The sequence below is a fragment of the Bradyrhizobium sp. 35 genome, assembly GCF_023073215.1.
GTDB lineage: Bacteria > Pseudomonadota > Alphaproteobacteria > Rhizobiales > Xanthobacteraceae > Bradyrhizobium > Bradyrhizobium canariense_D.
In genome coordinates this window covers 14,700-29,695 of sequence record NZ_JADPJC010000133.1, presented here as the reverse complement: position 1 = coordinate 29,695, position 14,996 = coordinate 14,700, and the positions used below count along the sequence as shown (strand labels likewise).

Sequence of the window (14,996 nt, the reverse complement as noted above, 5' to 3'; positions counted from 1 at the left end):
ATCAGATGCGGGGCGGGACAAGCCGCTTTTTTTGGCCGTCAGATGATCGGCGGACCCGATTGCCATAGTTTCACGGCCTCGATCGGATGGATCAGCATCAGGATATTGAGCGTCAGATTGTCGCGAATATGCAGCGCCAGCATGATTTCGAAGGCGAGCCCAAGCAGGATGGTCACTGATACAGGCAGCAGGCGCGCTACGAGGAAGCCCAGCATCATGGACAAATTGTCAGAGATCGAATTGACGATGCTGTCGCCGAAATAATCCAGCGAGATCGTGCCGGCGCGGTAGCGTTCGATGATGAAGGGCGAGTTCTCGACGATCTCCCAGGCACCTTCGATCAGAATGGCGATGATCAGGCGGGCGGGCCAGGACAGAGACACGAACGGCAGCCGCGCGAACAGCAGCCAGGTCAGCCCGTAAAACAGGAAGCCGTGCAGGATGTGCGAGAAGGTGTACCAGTCGGCGATGTGCTGCGAATTCTCCGAGCTGTTCACCACGCCATGCCACAGCTTGACATAGCCGCAGGTGCAGATCGGCACCCGGCCCATCGCAAGCAGGATCGAGGCCTGCATCGCCAGCAGCAGCAGCGCGATGCCGACCCAGGCGAGCGGCGGAAACGCGGCCTTGCTCTCATGCGTGGTTGCCAGCGTCATGGCTCGCGCACCATCAGGAGTGCGGGCCCGTCGGGCGTCTCGACCATGCGGTCGCGGACAAAGCCGGCCTTCTCATAGGCGCGCACGGCGCGCGCGTTGAGCGGATCAGGATCAGTGACGATGCGCGGCAGGCCCTGCCGCAACTGCGCGTCGGCGAATTGCCGGATGAATGCCGAACCGTGCCCGCGCGCGATCATGTCGCTTTCGCCGATGAACTGATCGATGCCACGGGTGGCCTCCGGTTGCGGCCCAACACCCGTATTCCAGGCGGTCAGGCGGTAGCATTGAAGATAGCCGAACGGCTTGCCTTCGGCCAACACGATGAACTGGTCCATTGCCGGCTCGCCGAGATCGCCGCTCACGAGCGCGAACTGCTCGTCCGGATCGCCCCACCATTCCCGCACATGCGCTTCGCCCAGCCATCGCCGAATCAGCGGCAGAACGGCCGCGGTCATCGGGCGGAAGGTGTAGGCGAGGGCCATGGCCTACCCGGCCGACAGCGCTTCGATGGTCACATTGCGGTTGGTGTAGACGCAGATATCGGCGGCGATGTCGAGGGAGCGGCGGACGATGGTCTCGGCGTCCTTGTCGGTGTCGAGTAGGGCGCGGGCGGCCGCCAGCGCGTAATTCCCGCCGGAGCCGATCGCCATGACGCCGGCTTCGGGCTCCAACACGTCGCCGGTGCCTGTCAGCACCAGGGAGACGTCCTTGTCGGCGACGATCATCATGGCCTCCAGCCGCCGCAAATAACGGTCGGTGCGCCAGTCCTTGGCGAGCTCGACGGCGGCCCGGGTCAATTGCCCCGGATATTGCTCGAGTTTGGCTTCCAGACGCTCGAACAGCGTGAAGGCGTCGGCGGTGGCGCCGGCAAAGCCGCCGATGACGTCGCCCTTGCCGAGTTTCCGGACCTTCCTGGCGTTGTGCTTGATCACGGTCTGGCCGATCGAGACCTGGCCGTCGCCGCCGACCACCACCTTGCCGCCCTTGCGGACCGTCAAAATCGTGGTGCCGTGCCAGCCCGGCGAGCTGTTTGGGGAGTCCTGCATGAATGATCCTCGTTGACCGGGCTGATTTAGGCGGTCGGGAGCGGGGGCACAACGGGCCGCTCCGGGCCCAATTTGCTCACCATAGGCAGAAGTAGAGGCCCGGCCAGCCGTTGCCGCAGTAGCGAAGGCGTCATTTGGCTGTTAAAAGACCGGCGTTTTCGGCCCGAACTAGGATGGAAGCGTGTTTTGATGCGCACCGCGACGATCAAGCGCAAGACCAAGGAAACCGACATCGAGGTCACCGTGAACCTCGATGGCTCCGGCGTGTCCAATATCGCGACCGGCATCGGCTTTTTCGACCATATGCTCGATCTCCTCGCCCGCCATTCCCGCATTGACCTCACGGTCAAGGCGGTCGGCGATTTGCACATCGATCATCACCATACCACCGAAGACACCGGCATCGCGCTCGGCCAGGCCGTCAAGCAGGCGCTCGGCAACATGGCGGGCATCACCCGCTATGCCGGCGTGCACATGCCCATGGACGAGACGCTGTCACGCGTGGTCATCGACATCTCGGGCCGCCCGGTCCTGGTGTTCAAGGTCGACTTCCCCCGCGACAAGATCGGCGAGTTCGACACCGAATTGGTGCGCGAGTGGTTCCAGGCCTTCGCCATGAACGCCGGCGTGACTCTTCACGTCGAGACCCTATATGGCGATAACAGCCACCATATCGCCGAGTCCTGCTTCAAGGGTCTGGCACGGGCGCTGCGCACCGCCGTCGCGATCGATCCGAAGGCGGTGGGCGAAATCCCGTCCACCAAGGGCTCGCTCGGCGGCTGACATCTTTCGGCCCGCGGCCCGCGCCGTTTGCGGTATCACTGAATTCCTAGGGAACGGGGCATCGCCATGTCCGTCTACACAGTTCATGCTCCCTCCCCCGCAGGATCCGATCTGCGCGCGACCGACAAGTTCGTCTTCGTGCGCGACGGCTTCCATTTCTGGGCGATGATCTTCGGACCGCTCTGGCTGCTGTGGAATCGGCTGTGGCTGGCGCTGATCGGCTGGGTGATCTTCGTTGCCGCCTTCAACGTCGGGCTGTCCAGCCTCGGTGTCGGCCGTTCGTCGATCTTTTTCGCCGACATCATCGTCGCGCTGCTGATGGGATTCGAGGCCTCCAGCCTGCGCCGCTGGACGCTCTCGCGCGGTAAATGGCGACAGCTCGACGTGGTGATTTCCGACGACGAGGACACCGCCGAGCGCCGCTTCTTCGAGCGCTGGAGCCAGAAGCAGCGCGGCATCGTCAACGATCAATGGGCCGTCGATCGCGGTGGCCCGCCGCCGACCCGCAACGTGCCGGGTCAGCAATTCTCCAACCCGCCGCCAATGCCGGCAGGTGGCATCATTGGTTTGTTTCCAGAACCGGGAGGGTCAAGATGAGCGTCGCCATCATCGATTACGGTTCCGGCAATCTGCATTCGGCCGCCAAGGCGTTCGAGCGCGCCGCGCGCGGCATGGACAACCCGCAAAAGGTGTTCGTCACCAGCGATCCAGACCAGGCCTACAGCGCCGACCGTCTGGTACTGCCGGGCGTCGGTGCCTTCGCTGATTGCCGGCGCGGGCTCGATGCCGTCAACGGCATGGTCGAGGCGATCACCGAAGCGGTGCGCGTCAAGGCGCGGCCGATGTTCGGCATCTGCGTCGGCATGCAGCTGTTCGCCACCCGCGGCAAGGAGCATGTGATCACGCAAGGGCTGAACTGGATCGGCGGCGACGTCGAGAAGATCACGCCGAACGACGAGAGGCTGAAGATCCCGCACATGGGATGGAATACGCTCGATGTGCTGCGCGAGCATCCGGTGCTGGACAGGCTGCCGCTCGGCCCCAAGGGCCAGCACGCTTATTTCGTGCACTCCTACCACCTCAACGCCACCAACGAGGCGGACGTGCTCGCGCGCGCCGATTACGGCGGGCCCGTCACCGCGATCGTCGGCAAGGACACCGCGATCGGGACGCAGTTTCACCCCGAGAAGAGCCAGCGCTTCGGCCTCGCCCTGATCTCGAATTTTTTGCGATGGAAACCGTGATTCTCTTTCCCGCGATCGACCTCAAGAACGGCCAATGCGTGCGCCTCGAACAGGGCGACATGGCGCGCGCGACCGTGTTCAACCTCAATCCCGCTGCGCAGGCGGCGAGCTTCGTCGCGCAAGGCTTTGAGTATCTCCACGTCGTCGACCTCGACGGCGCGTTTGCCGGGAAGCCTGTGAACGCGCAGGCCGTCGAGGCGATGCTGAAGACGATCACGATTCCGGTGCAGCTCGGTGGCGGCATTCGCGATCTCGCGACTGTCGAAGCCTGGCTCGAAAAGGGCATCACCCGCGTCATCATCGGCACCGCCGCGGTGCGCGACCCCGAATTGGTGAAGGCTGCCGCCAGGAAATTCCCCGGCCGCGTCGCGGTCGGGCTCGATGCACGTGGCGGCAAGGTCGCGGTCGAAGGCTGGGCCGAGACCTCGCAGGTGACGGTGCTGGAGATCGCACGGCGTTTCGAGGATGCCGGCGTTGCCGCCATCATCTTCACCGACATCGCGCGCGACGGCCTGCTCAAAGGCTTGAATCTCGATGCGACCATTGCGCTGGCGGATGCGATCTCGATTCCCGTGATCGCCTCCGGCGGCCTCGCCTCGATCGAGGACGTCAAGGCGATGCTGACGCCGCGCGCGAAAAAACTCGCCGGCGCGATCGCCGGCCGCGCGCTCTATGACGGCCGGCTCGATCCTGCGTCCGCCCTCGCCCTGATCCGTAACGCAGGCGCTGCCTAGGAGACCTCCGATGTTCAAGGTGCGCGTGATCCCCTGCCTCGACGTCAAGGACGGCCGGGTCGTCAAGGGCGTCAACTTCGTCGATTTGCGCGATGCCGGTGACCCCGTCGAAGCGGCGATCGCCTATGACGCCGCCGGCGCGGACGAACTTACGTTTCTCGACATCACCGCGACCCATGAGAATCGCGGCATCATGCTGGACGTGGTCCAGCGCACCGCGGAAGCCTGCTTCATGCCCCTCACCGTCGGCGGCGGCGTGCGTGAGGTGAACGACATCAAGACCCTGCTGCGCGCCGGTGCGGACAAGGTCTCGATCAACAGCGCCGCGGTGTCGCGGCGCGAGTTCGTCAAGGAAGCCGCCGAGAAATTCGGCGGGCAGTGCGTGGTGGTCGCGATCGACGCCAAGCGGGTCAAGCGCGCCGGTGGCGGAGAGCGCTGGGAGATATTCACGCATGGCGGCCGCAACTCGACCGGCATCGATGCCATCGAATATGCCCAGGAAGTGGTCTCGCTCGGTGCCGGTGAAATCCTGCTCACCTCGATGGACCGCGACGGCACGCGGCAGGGTTTTGACATCCCGCTGACCCGGGCGATCGCCGACAGCATTCCCGTTCCTGTGATCGCCTCGGGCGGCGTCGGCAATCTCGATCACCTCGTCGACGGTATTCGCGACGGCCACGCCACCGCCGTGCTGGCCGCCTCGATCTTCCATTTCGGGGAATTCACCATCCGCGAAGCCAAGGAGCACATGTCCCGGCGCGGGCTGCCCATGCGCCTCGATGCCTGACGACTCCCGTTCCTAAAAATGCTAAATCATCGGCGGGAACCGGCTTATCCCGTCAGAAACCGGCCAATCATCGGCCAAGGCGCGTTTTCCGAGTATTTGTATGCCGCGTTTCACCATCCACGATCTGGCCGAGACCATCGACGCCCGCGCGGCAGCGGGTGGCGAGGCGTCCTATACCCGCAAGCTCCTCGACAAGGGCGCCGAACATTGCGCCAAAAAGTTCGGTGAGGAGGCAGTCGAAACCGTAATCGCAGCAGTCGAAAACGATCGCGCGCATCTGATCGCCGAAGGCGCCGACCTGCTCTATCATTTCCTTGTGCTGCTCAAGGCCCGCGGCGTAAAGCTGGAAGAGGTCGAGGCCGCATTGGACAAGCGGACCAATATGTCAGGGTTGGAAGAAAAGGCGTCGCGTAAGGGCGGCAGCTAGCCGAGGTGGAGAGTCGCGTCATGGATATCCGCGCACCCGAGCAGCAGTATAATCCGTACCGCGTCTATACGCGCGAGGAGTGGTCGCGACTGCGCGACGACACGCCGATGACGCTGGAGCCGGGCGAGTTCGACCGGCTACGCTCGCTGCACGACCGCCTCGATTTGCAGGAGGTCGAGGACATCTACCTGCCGCTGTCGCGCCTGCTGTCGATTTATGTCGATGCGATGCAGCGGCTTTATTACGCGGAGCGCCAGTTCCTCAACATCCGCGACCGCAAGATGCCCTACATCATCGGCGTCGCCGGTTCGGTCGCGGTTGGAAAATCCACCACGGCCCGCGTGCTTCAGGCGCTGCTGGCGCGCTGGTCGCCGCGTCCCAAGGTCGAGCTGATCACCACCGACGGATTTCTGTATCCCAACGCCGTGCTGGAGCGGCAGGGCATCATGCAGAAGAAGGGCTTTCCGGAGAGCTACGACCTGCCGCTGCTGCTCAGCTTCCTCTCCGACATCAAGGCCGGCCGCCGCCATGTGCGCGCGCCGGTCTATTCGCATTTGACCTACGACATCGTGCCGAACCAGTGGGCCGAGATCGACCAGCCCGACATCCTGATCGTCGAGGGCGTCAACGTGCTGCAGACCGGCAAGCTGCCGCGTGACGGCAAGGCCGTGCCCGTGGTGTCCGACTTCTTCGATTTCTCGGTCTATATCGACGCGGACGAGGCGGCGCTGCGGCAGTGGTACATCAGGCGCTTCCTGTCGCTGCGCGACACCGCGTTCACCAATCCAAAATCCTACTTCAATCGCTACGCGCTGTTGTCGGACGAGGAAGCCACCGCCACCGCGATCGCGATCTGGGAACGCACCAACCTCGCAAATCTCGAGGACAACATCCTGCCGACTCGTCCCCGCGCGACCCTGATCCTGAAGAAGGGCGCCGATCACACGGTGGCGAGCGTGGCGCTCAGGCGGCTGTAGCAGCCTTGATGGACGGCGCCCTTTGTCAAATTTCGGGCTGAGTATCTTTTGTTGCAGACCGGCGAGGGGTATTTGGTTATGGCTTTCGGAAACGCAAACGGGCCCCATGGTTGATCGTCTCAGAAGCGCCGCCGAGCATCTCGAAGCACCGACCTGCCCGGACTGCCATATCGAGATGAAGTGGTTCCGCTCCGAACTGCTCGCGGACGAGCCGACCCCGATCATCGCGCATCTCTTCGTGTGTCCGCATTGCAAGCGCGCCGCCCAGGTAGACACCATGTTCAGGGGAGGCCAGGCGCCGCATGACAAGCTGTCTGCGCCGCGGTTTATGGCTTATGCCGCATAACGGTTCATCCCGTCGGAGCGCGCAGTGATGCCGGGCTCCCGGCCTGCTCCGCACCCAAGCTGACGTGCGTCGCCGGCAGGTGGCTCACTTGCCTGCCTTCGCGATCCAATCCGCAGGCTTGATGCGTCCTGCAAAGGTTGCGGGACCCGAGCCGCCGGCCTTGTAGACGAAGGCTTCACCTTCCTGCACGTCCCCGGCCTCCTTGCCGAAGGCATCGGCGATGTTGGTCTTGTGGGTGACCAGGAAGGTGTTTGTGCCGGCCTTGGGCGGCGCATCGACGAACTGCCGCACGGCCTGGCCCGCCTTTGCATTTGCACCGGTCGGATTTGCCATGCCCGACGCACTCGCGTTACTGCTGTCCGTCAATGCGTCGACCGGCTTGATCTCGCGGCCGGAGATCAGTCTGCCGGCCTCGATCGCGCGGTTCAGCCGGCTGGTGTAGACGTCGCCGATCGGGATCGCGAGTTCCTTGATGGCCGTCCCGATCTGGCGCGCCATGTCCCGGCCCTTTTCACTGAGCTGACGCTGGGCGCTCATGTCGTCGAATTTGAAAGGGTAGACATCCTTTTGGCTGTCGTCGGTAGCGGTGTGGCGAAACACCAGCACGTAGCCGCCTTGCTTGAGCGAGGCGATCAGTTGCGAGCTATCGGCCGCGGCGGCTTGAGTGGAACCACAGAGAAGGATCACGAAAGCGAGGCGGCAAAGCACGTTCATGCGAAATCCTCTGTTTAAATGCCCCAGAGGATGGTGACGTGCGACGCGGTCGATTTCAATTGTCGATTACCGGCCGAGATCAGGTTCCTATGAAATCCGAATCAAACCGCGAGCTGCCGCGCCGCCGCCAGTCCGGCCAGCGCCTCTTCCAGCTTCTCGCGATCGAGCGGCTTGATCAGAAACCCGTTCATGCCCGCTTCAAAGCAGGCGTAGCGATCTTCCACCAGCGTATTGGCGGTGAGCGCGAGGATCGGCGTGTGATGGCCGCCTCTAGCTGCCTCATGCGCACGGATTCGCTTTGTCGTTTCGATGCCGTCAAGCTGCGGCATCTGGATGTCCATCAGCACGAGATCATAGGGCGTGCCGGCCGATGCCGCGCCGAGCCAGGATTCCAGCGCGGCCTCGCCATTGATCGCGATGACGACGCGGTGGCCGAGTTTCGTCAGCAGCGAGCGCATCAACAGCGCGTTGATCTCGTTGTCCTCGGCGACGAGAACCGACAGGCCTTTCGCCGGTACCGCGGCGGTGGATGGGGCCGAGGGCTCCGGCGCGAGATCGGGCGAGGCGACCTCCGGGGGTAGCGTGAGGCGTGCGGCGAGCGAGGCCGCGCGCAGCGGCTTCACCAGGAAGCCCGTGAAGGCCGGCGAAAGTTTCTCGTGGCGCGAGCCGGACGTCAGCAGCACGAGGCGTTGCGTCGCATGACTGCGTGCGGCTTCGCCGAGGCGGTCGGCGGTGGCAGCGCCGAGCGCGCGATCGATCAGGACCGAATGCCATGAGCGTTCCGGCAGCAGCGCTTCCGCCACCGCGACGTCCGTCACCATGCAGGTCTGGCCGCCCCAGCGCTCCAGCCGGCGCGCGATCAAGGAGGCCTCGATGCCGTCGGCGATCAGCAGGATCGACTTGCCGGTGAGATCGGGGACGGGGAACGCCGTCTGTTCTGCGCCAGCGTGCGCTGGCGCGAGCGGAATCGCGACCTCGAAGGTCGAACCCTTGCCCGGCTCGCTCGTGAGCGTGATGCGGCCGCCCATGCGCTTGACGATGCGCTCGCTGATGGCGAGACCGAGGCCGGTGCCGCCATAGGTGCGGGCGACGCGTTCGTCGGCCTGCTCGAATTCGCGGAAGATGCGCTGTTGCGCGTCGGCTGCGATGCCGATGCCGGTGTCGCGCACCAGAAAACTGATCTCGTTCGGCCAGATGCCGAGCTCGACGATCAGCGCGACGCCGCCGCTCGCAGTGAACTTGATGGCGTTGCCGGCGAGGTTGAGCAGCACCTGGCGCAGCCGCGCGGCGTCGCCGACCACTTCGAGCGGCAGCCGCTCGTCGACATAGGCGGCGATCTCGAGCTGCTTCGCCTGCGCGCGCGGCGCGAGCAGCTCGGTGATGTCCTCGATCAGGGCCGAGAGCGAAAAGGGACGCTGCTCGAGATCGAGCTTGCCGGCTTCGATCTTGGAATAGTCGAGCAACTCCTCGATCAGCGCCATCAGCGCTTCGCCGGAGGTCTTCACGGCCTTGGCGTAGGTCGACTGCTCAGGCGTCAGCGTGGTGTCGAGCAGCAGCCCGCCCATACCGATGATGCCGTTCAGCGGCGTGCGGATCTCGTGCGACGCCATCGCCAGGAAGCGCGATTTGGCCCGGTTGGCGGCGTCGGCCTGATCGCGGGCGTCGGACAGCGCGCGCTCGGTCTCGGTGCGGTCGGTGACGTCGCGTCCGACGCTCTGCAATTCGGCGGGCTGGGCGGCGTCGAGGCGAACATAGCCTTCGCGCCAGGCGATCCAGCGCGCGCCGAGCGGGGTTGTGATCTTCTGGTCGTGAATGCGCGTGCCGTTGCTCTCGCGGGCGCTGTCGCCCTGCTCCAGCACGGCGAAATCAAAGCGCGTGCCGACCAGCGCGCCGCGCGCCTGTCCGGCAAGCGCGCAATAGGCGTCGTTGGCGAAGGTGATGCAGCCATTTGTGTCGCGCAGCACGATCAGATCGCCCTGCTGTTCGAACAGGCTGCGGGCGCGTTCTTCCGCTTCCTTCAGCTCCCAATTGCGGTCGATCAGCGTTTCGTTGTGGGCAGCCAGCGCCCGCATCCGCTTGTTGACGAAGCGCAGGCGCATGCTGAGCGTGGCGAGGCCGAGGCAGGCGAGCGCGAACAGGAAGCTGACGCCGATCGCAAATGCATTGGGATCGTAGCCGGACGTCTCGGACCGGCTGCCGGAGACAAACCCATAGGCGCCGCCGAAGGTCGCCGAGAAGATCATGAAGGAGCGGATCGCAAAGGCGATTCGGGGGTGCTGTCGCCTGAAGCGGCGCATGCGCACCTTGATCCGGAACGTCCGACCCATCGCCACCGACCCGACTGTTTTCTTAAAACGCTACGCTCGCTGTAAACGACGATGTGCCGCCGACCTTGCGAACAGTTTGAGGCCCTGCGACCGCCTCCAAACAGGGTTGACGAGGCGTTAACGGCGCAAAGCGACGCGGCTCAAAGCGAGGCGGCCTGGAGACGGCGGTGGCCGCCGCGGGCGCCGACGATCAGCGCCGCCGCCTCGCGCTGCGAGAAGGTTTTCGAGCGCACATAGACACGGTAATCCGCCGGCCCCTCGGTGGAGAGATAGATCACCTGACCGCCGTCGACGGGCTGCGCGGCAATCGAGATCAGGCGAGTCGAGGGGTTGGCCTGGCAGGACTCCGATTCCGAGCCGAGGCCGTCGTCGACGACGGCGAAGTCGGCCGCGTCCGCATCCTCGGTGATCTGAACCCGCACCGTGGCGCGCGCGGGATCATCGGTGAAGGCGACATGCACGCCGGCGGTCCAGAACAGCGACGTCAGCTCGACCGAGGTGTCGCCGAGGGCGATGCAGGGATGCGAGACCGATCCGATCTCGCTTCGGGCAAACACCGCGGCCGCCAACAGGGGAACAACCGACGCCAGGATCTTGAAACGCAACATGACGCGCTACTCGCCGGGCCCGGTACGGGGAACTGATGGGCCTTATGGTTTGCAGAGCGTAAAGGAAACTCGTTACCGCCGGGTTGATGCCGGTATCCGGGGATGAGGATCTCAGTCGGTCAGGCGCTTCTGTTCGTTTTTCGCTCGACTTCAGTGAGAACCAAATAGCTGTTTTTGCCGAAGCTGATCGCCCACAGCGCCGCCCAGGCACCCCACCTGTTCCTGACCTCGATCTCGACGGTTTGGCCGGGAGTGGTGCGAACGACGAGCGGCTGGCTCCTGCCCCAATCAATGGTCGCCTCGATCGTGCAGGCGCCGGCCGGCAGCGTGATCTCCAACACGCCGTTGCGCGCAAGCTTCCCAACGCTGGTCCCGTTGACCCACAGCTCGTATGACCTCAGCCAATCAGCGTATTGGGACGCACGAACAAATCTGATGGTGCAGGCATTGGCGTCGGTCATAGCTTCACTCTCGGGGAACGTGCTGTTCGTCAGGAAGATGCCGCGGGCGTATCGGTCAGGCGATCTGGCGCACATCCTCCGCGAGTGCGCGGTAGGACAAGGCCTCGGCGAGATGCAGCCGGCCGATCCTGTCCGCATGATCGAGATCGGCCAGCGTGCGCGCCACCCGCAACACGCGGTGATAGCCGCGCGCCGACAGCCGCATGGTCTCGGCGGCGTCGCGCAGCAGCTTCTGGCCTTGCGCATCCGGTTTGGCAATCTCCTCCAGCACCGAGGCCGGCGCTTCGGCATTGGTGCGAACCTTCGGCAGGCCGGCGTCCGCGTAGCGGGCGAGCTGGATATCCCGCGCCGCCGCCACGCGCGCGGCGACTTCGGCCGAGCCCTCTGCGGGCGGCGGCAGGATCAAATCGGCCGCGGTCACCGCGGGAACCTCGATGCGCAAATCGATGCGGTCCATCAGCGGCCCCGAGATGCGGGCCTGGTAGTCGCCCGTGCAGCGATCGATGCGGCCGCGCTTGCAGGCATAGCCGGGCTCGAACGCATTGCCGCAGCGGCAGGGATTCATCGCCGCGACCAGCATGAAGCGTGCGGGATAGGTGACGCGGTGATTGGCGCGGGACACCGAGACCTCGCCGTTCTCCAGCGGCTGGCGCAGCGAATCCAGCACGCGCGGATCGAATTCGGGGAGCTCGTCGAGGAACAGCACGCCCTGATGCGCGAGCGAGATCTCGCCGGGCCGGGCGCGCATGCCGCCGCCGGTGAGCGCAGCCATGCTGGCGGAATGATGCGGCGAGCGAAACGGCCGCCGCGCCGTCAGTGCGCCGCCCTCGATCTCGCCGGCAACAGAGGCGATCATCGAGACCTCGAGCAACTCGCCCGGTGACAGCGGCGGCAGGATCGAGGGCAGGCGTGCCGCCAGCATCGATTTGCCGGCGCCGGGCGCGCCGATCATCAGCAGGTGATGGCCGCCGGCGGCCGCGATCTCCAGCGCCCGCTTGGCGCTCTCCTGGCCCTTGATGTCGCGCAGGTCGAGCGGCGAGCTTGCTGCTTCATGCACCTTCGGCACAGGCCGCGACAGCACCTGCGTTCCCTTGAAATGGTTGGCTATCTGGATCAGCGAACTTGCGGCGATGATCTGGATGTCCGGGCTCGCCCATGCCGCTTCCGAGCCGCAAGCCGCCGGACAAATCAGCCCCTCCTCGCGCACATTGGCGCCGATCGCGGCGGGAAGAACACCGGCCACCGGCGCGATCGATCCGTCGAGGCCAAGCTCGCCCAGAACGGTGAAGCCGGACAGCGCATCCGGAGGGATCGCGCCGATCGCCCCCATCAGGCCGAGCGCGATCGGCAGGTCATAATGGCTGCCCTCCTTGGGCAAATCGGCGGGCGCGAGATTGACGGTGATCCGCCGCGCCGGCAGCGCCAGCCCCGAGGCGATCAGCGCCGAGCGGACCCGCTCGCGCGCCTCCGACACCGCCTTGTCCGGGAGACCGACGATCGCAAAGGCGGAGCGTCAATGGCAAATTCTTTAGTCAGAACGGGATGTCGTCCTCGATTTCACCGAGGATTGCATTCAGAGCCTTGTCGGCACCGCGTGCGTGGCGAAGAGCCAGGTTGTGCATCTCCTGCATCATAGTGAACCAAGTCAACCGCTCCTCATCGCCTTCAAGATCAAGCTCTTCGTCGTTGAACCGATCAACGACAACCCCCTCGTCGTTGAGCACGGAAAGAGTGATGATCGGGGATCCCTCCACTGGTCCGTCCCTGAGCGCAATCTGGACCGAGTAATCTTTGAAAGACGCTTGGAATGTGTCGGCCGACAAGCTCTCTTGCCAGTCGATGGCGCCTTGCTGTGTCTTCGCGGAGAGCGCCCTAACGAGCCTCTTAGGTTTGCTCAGCGCCATTGCGGACCTCCTGATCTGTCTTCAATGCTGTCAAGACATCGACCAGCTTGTCTATGTCTCGGGAAATAATGGAGTTGAATTTTGCGACGGGAAGGGCGGTCTTGTTCGAGAGAGCCCTCTCGATGTGATTTTCCATGGTGCTCAGGTTTGCCACCGCGTTCTGGATTACCGCAAGCTGGTCGTCCGACAGTTTGACCTTCGACCCCTTTAGAACGATCAATTGCTTGCGAATGGTCGCGTAGCGCTCCGGAAGAGTGCCAGAAGTGCCTGTCTCGCGGTGGGCGCGCTTGATTTCCTCAAGCACTGCTATGGCCGTGGAAAAATCGACTATCGTTTCCAGAAGCCGAATGCTGTCGCGCGTGGCTTGCGCTGCCTGCTGCGCCGCTATCGCTGCGTTTTTCGACTTTCGAACGCCAACTAGGGTTGCCCCGAACCCCACGATGGCAATCAAGAAGCCGCTGACGTCGGCCCACGTACCAGCGAGGTCACGTGCCTTCAGCCATGCAAGCCCCAGCGTCAGATAATCAGACAAAAGCGTGCGTCCCCCGATGATGAGGTTGCCATATCGGTTTGCAGCGAGGAAGTGTGTCGTTGCCCCTTCTCACCCGGATCGTGCACCTGACTGTATGGCGCGTGGGTCAGAAAATTTGGGTCCCATCTGGACAGCAGGGTCCCATTTGGGGTCAGTCCTGCACCCCGGCTTTAAATGGCGGGCTTAAAGCGGTCGATTGCTGCCAAAGGCGCAACAGCAGCGTGCTCCGGTGACCCAGCAGCGTCAGCCTTGGTCCGACATAAGTCTGTGCTGCTATACTGATATAAACTGGCAGCATCGAAAACGCAGCATTTACAGCGACTTAGTGAAAGGGCTCGGTGTGCGCCCCGCTGTGCATGTGCATAGGCCTAGTCCATCATGCATACCTTTGGCGCCTACTCGCCCGCTTCCCGAGCCTCCTGAACCCACTGGTCCCATGTGTCATCCGAAGGCGTCCAGCCTGCCCGTCGTTTCTCCTGTTCGGCCTCGGCTTCCCGCAGTCGCCGCAGGAGTGCCTGCCGCGTGCTCTCGATGCGCTCCACGGCTCCTTCAAGCTGTTGGTCCGTCATGTGGCTTAGGGACGCCTTGGGGATGGTCGGTATTTCCAAGTCGCCTTCCTTGGTGGTGAATTTACGCAGCTCCTCCCCCAGCGGTTGGGGCAGGTGCGGGTCATAGAGCGCCAAGGCCAGCGCCGTAACCTCGGGGTCTTCGGAGAGCTTCTGATGCATCCGGTTGCCAATGACCTTGGCCAACTTCACCGCCGCCTCGTGCTTGTCGATCTGTCCCGGTGATGCTCCGTCGTGGGCCATCTTCGCCCGCCGCCACGTCACGTCCTTCAGCTCAGCTCCGAGGTTCGCCCGGAACTCCTTTGCGAACGCATCTCCCTTCTCGAACTTCGCCTTGATCATTCTCATGTTGGCCACAAGCCTCTCGCTGACCATCGCGAAGCGTGCGACCTCCGCCTTGCTGCCCCATCCCAACACAACCCTTTGCCAAGCCAGCTCGTAGCGGTCGCGGTCTGGTATGGCGAGCTTGATCACTTCGTTGCTCGTCACCGCGTAGTCCAAGGCTTCCCTCACGCTGCCCGCGAACCAGGTGGCCTTGATTGGGTCCTTCCACTTCAGTCTCTTGTAGCACTCCAGCCGGTGGTGTCCGTCCACGCACGTCCACCGATTATCCAGCTTGACCACCGTAACCGGGTCCAGCTCACCTATCGCGCCGATGATCTTAAGCAGGTCGTGGACATTGCGCTCGTCTACTTCCTTCAGCCCATGCGCGAAGATGCGCGGCTGAAACAGTGCAGGCCTGATTTCAATGTCTTCCCATCGGAGCTTGAGTTTCAGTGGTTCACCTGCCGATGGCCGTTGAAGTTCCTTGGTGGCCTTCTTTACCTCGGTGTCGAGAGTTGCTGCGGTGTTCTCTGCTCTGCGCGTCTGCTTAGCCAAGTGGC

Annotated in this window: 18 protein-coding genes and 1 pseudogene; 8 read left to right on the top strand and 11 right to left on the bottom strand. The window is 63.9% G+C overall.

Annotation, left to right across the window (positions count from 1 at the left end; all coding sequences use genetic code 11):
• Positions 1-38: 38 nt before the first annotated feature.
• Genes IVB36_RS27135 through hslV form a run of 3 tightly spaced genes read right to left on the bottom strand, consistent with a single transcriptional unit; the run spans position 39 to position 1,702 of the window.
• On the bottom strand, positions 39-656 hold the full coding sequence (locus IVB36_RS27135; protein ID WP_018459632.1) for a DUF2585 domain-containing protein: 618 nt from the start codon (positions 654-656) through the stop codon (positions 39-41).
• Complete coding sequence (locus IVB36_RS27130) at positions 653-1,138, bottom strand: GNAT family N-acetyltransferase (protein WP_018459631.1); 486 nt, start codon at positions 1,136-1,138, stop codon at positions 653-655. The genes IVB36_RS27135 and IVB36_RS27130 overlap by 4 nt, the downstream gene beginning before the upstream one ends.
• 3 nt (positions 1,139-1,141) lie before the next feature.
• On the bottom strand, positions 1,142-1,702 hold the full coding sequence (gene hslV / locus IVB36_RS27125) for an ATP-dependent protease subunit HslV (RefSeq protein WP_018459630.1): 561 nt from the start codon (positions 1,700-1,702) through the stop codon (positions 1,142-1,144).
• A gap of 189 nt (positions 1,703-1,891) precedes the next feature.
• Here hslV and hisB point away from each other — a divergent pair, with 189 nt between their 5' ends.
• The 8 genes from hisB to IVB36_RS27085 all read left to right on the top strand — a co-directional run bounded on the left by hisB (position 1,892) and on the right by IVB36_RS27085 (position 7,000).
• Positions 1,892-2,485 carry an imidazoleglycerol-phosphate dehydratase HisB gene (gene hisB, locus IVB36_RS27120; protein WP_007604059.1) on the top strand — a complete coding sequence of 198 codons (594 nt, stop codon included), beginning with the start codon at positions 1,892-1,894 and terminating at the stop codon, positions 2,483-2,485.
• 66 nt (positions 2,486-2,551) lie between these two features.
• Positions 2,552-3,082, top strand: a complete 531-nt coding sequence (locus IVB36_RS27115; protein ID WP_018459629.1) for a DUF2628 domain-containing protein — start codon at positions 2,552-2,554, stop codon at positions 3,080-3,082.
• The gene (gene hisH, locus IVB36_RS27110) at positions 3,079-3,729 is read left to right on the top strand and encodes an imidazole glycerol phosphate synthase subunit HisH (RefSeq protein ID WP_018459628.1); all 651 of its coding nucleotides are present in this window, start codon (positions 3,079-3,081) and stop codon (positions 3,727-3,729) included. Before IVB36_RS27115 ends, hisH begins: the two co-directional genes overlap by 4 nt.
• The gene (gene hisA, locus IVB36_RS27105) at positions 3,717-4,463 is read left to right on the top strand and encodes a 1-(5-phosphoribosyl)-5-[(5-phosphoribosylamino)methylideneamino]imidazole-4-carboxamide isomerase (RefSeq protein WP_018459627.1); all 747 of its coding nucleotides are present in this window, start codon (positions 3,717-3,719) and stop codon (positions 4,461-4,463) included. The genes hisH and hisA overlap by 13 nt, the downstream gene beginning before the upstream one ends.
• A gap of 10 nt (positions 4,464-4,473) precedes the next feature.
• A complete protein-coding gene (hisF, locus tag IVB36_RS27100; protein WP_018459626.1) occupies positions 4,474-5,250 on the top strand; it encodes an imidazole glycerol phosphate synthase subunit HisF in 777 nt (258 codons plus the stop codon).
• Positions 5,251-5,350: 100 nt separating this feature from the next.
• Positions 5,351-5,677 carry a phosphoribosyl-ATP diphosphatase gene (locus IVB36_RS27095; protein ID WP_007598445.1) on the top strand — a complete coding sequence of 109 codons (327 nt, stop codon included), beginning with the start codon at positions 5,351-5,353 and terminating at the stop codon, positions 5,675-5,677.
• A gap of 20 nt (positions 5,678-5,697) precedes the next feature.
• Positions 5,698-6,654 carry a type I pantothenate kinase gene (gene coaA, locus IVB36_RS27090; protein ID WP_007598451.1) on the top strand — a complete coding sequence of 319 codons (957 nt, stop codon included), beginning with the start codon at positions 5,698-5,700 and terminating at the stop codon, positions 6,652-6,654.
• Between the two features lie 106 nt (positions 6,655-6,760).
• On the top strand, positions 6,761-7,000 hold the full coding sequence (locus IVB36_RS27085; protein ID WP_018459625.1) for a hypothetical protein: 240 nt from the start codon (positions 6,761-6,763) through the stop codon (positions 6,998-7,000).
• An 84-nt stretch (positions 7,001-7,084) separates the two neighbouring features.
• Here the strand turns inward: IVB36_RS27085 and IVB36_RS27080 are convergent, their stop codons facing one another.
• The 8 genes and pseudogenes from IVB36_RS27080 to IVB36_RS27045 form a co-directional block, all read right to left on the bottom strand.
• On the bottom strand, positions 7,085-7,714 hold the full coding sequence (locus tag IVB36_RS27080; protein WP_018459624.1) for a histidine phosphatase family protein: 630 nt from the start codon (positions 7,712-7,714) through the stop codon (positions 7,085-7,087).
• Positions 7,715-7,815: 101 nt separating this feature from the next.
• Positions 7,816-10,041 carry a PAS domain-containing hybrid sensor histidine kinase/response regulator gene (locus IVB36_RS27075; protein WP_247393691.1) on the bottom strand — a complete coding sequence of 742 codons (2,226 nt, stop codon included), beginning with the start codon at positions 10,039-10,041 and terminating at the stop codon, positions 7,816-7,818.
• Between the two features lie 140 nt (positions 10,042-10,181).
• A complete protein-coding gene (locus IVB36_RS27070; RefSeq protein ID WP_085349256.1) occupies positions 10,182-10,649 on the bottom strand; it encodes a hypothetical protein in 468 nt (155 codons plus the stop codon).
• Positions 10,650-10,768: 119 nt separating this feature from the next.
• Complete coding sequence (locus IVB36_RS27065; RefSeq protein ID WP_018459621.1) at positions 10,769-11,110, bottom strand: hypothetical protein; 342 nt, start codon at positions 11,108-11,110, stop codon at positions 10,769-10,771.
• 55 nt (positions 11,111-11,165) lie between these two features.
• Positions 11,166-12,617, bottom strand: a pseudogene (locus tag IVB36_RS27060) (YifB family Mg chelatase-like AAA ATPase); the annotation flags it as partial.
• Positions 12,618-12,642: 25 nt separating this feature from the next.
• Positions 12,643-13,014, bottom strand: a complete 372-nt coding sequence (locus IVB36_RS27055; RefSeq protein WP_247393688.1) for a hypothetical protein — start codon at positions 13,012-13,014, stop codon at positions 12,643-12,645.
• Positions 12,995-13,546 (bottom strand): hypothetical protein, encoded by a 552-nt coding sequence (locus tag IVB36_RS27050; protein WP_247393686.1) that lies wholly within the window; start codon positions 13,544-13,546, stop codon positions 12,995-12,997. The genes IVB36_RS27055 and IVB36_RS27050 overlap by 20 nt, the downstream gene beginning before the upstream one ends.
• A 395-nt stretch (positions 13,547-13,941) precedes the next feature.
• Complete coding sequence (locus IVB36_RS27045; RefSeq protein ID WP_247393683.1) at positions 13,942-14,991, bottom strand: ParB/RepB/Spo0J family partition protein; 1,050 nt, start codon at positions 14,989-14,991, stop codon at positions 13,942-13,944.
• Between the last annotated feature and the right edge of the window lie 5 nt (positions 14,992-14,996).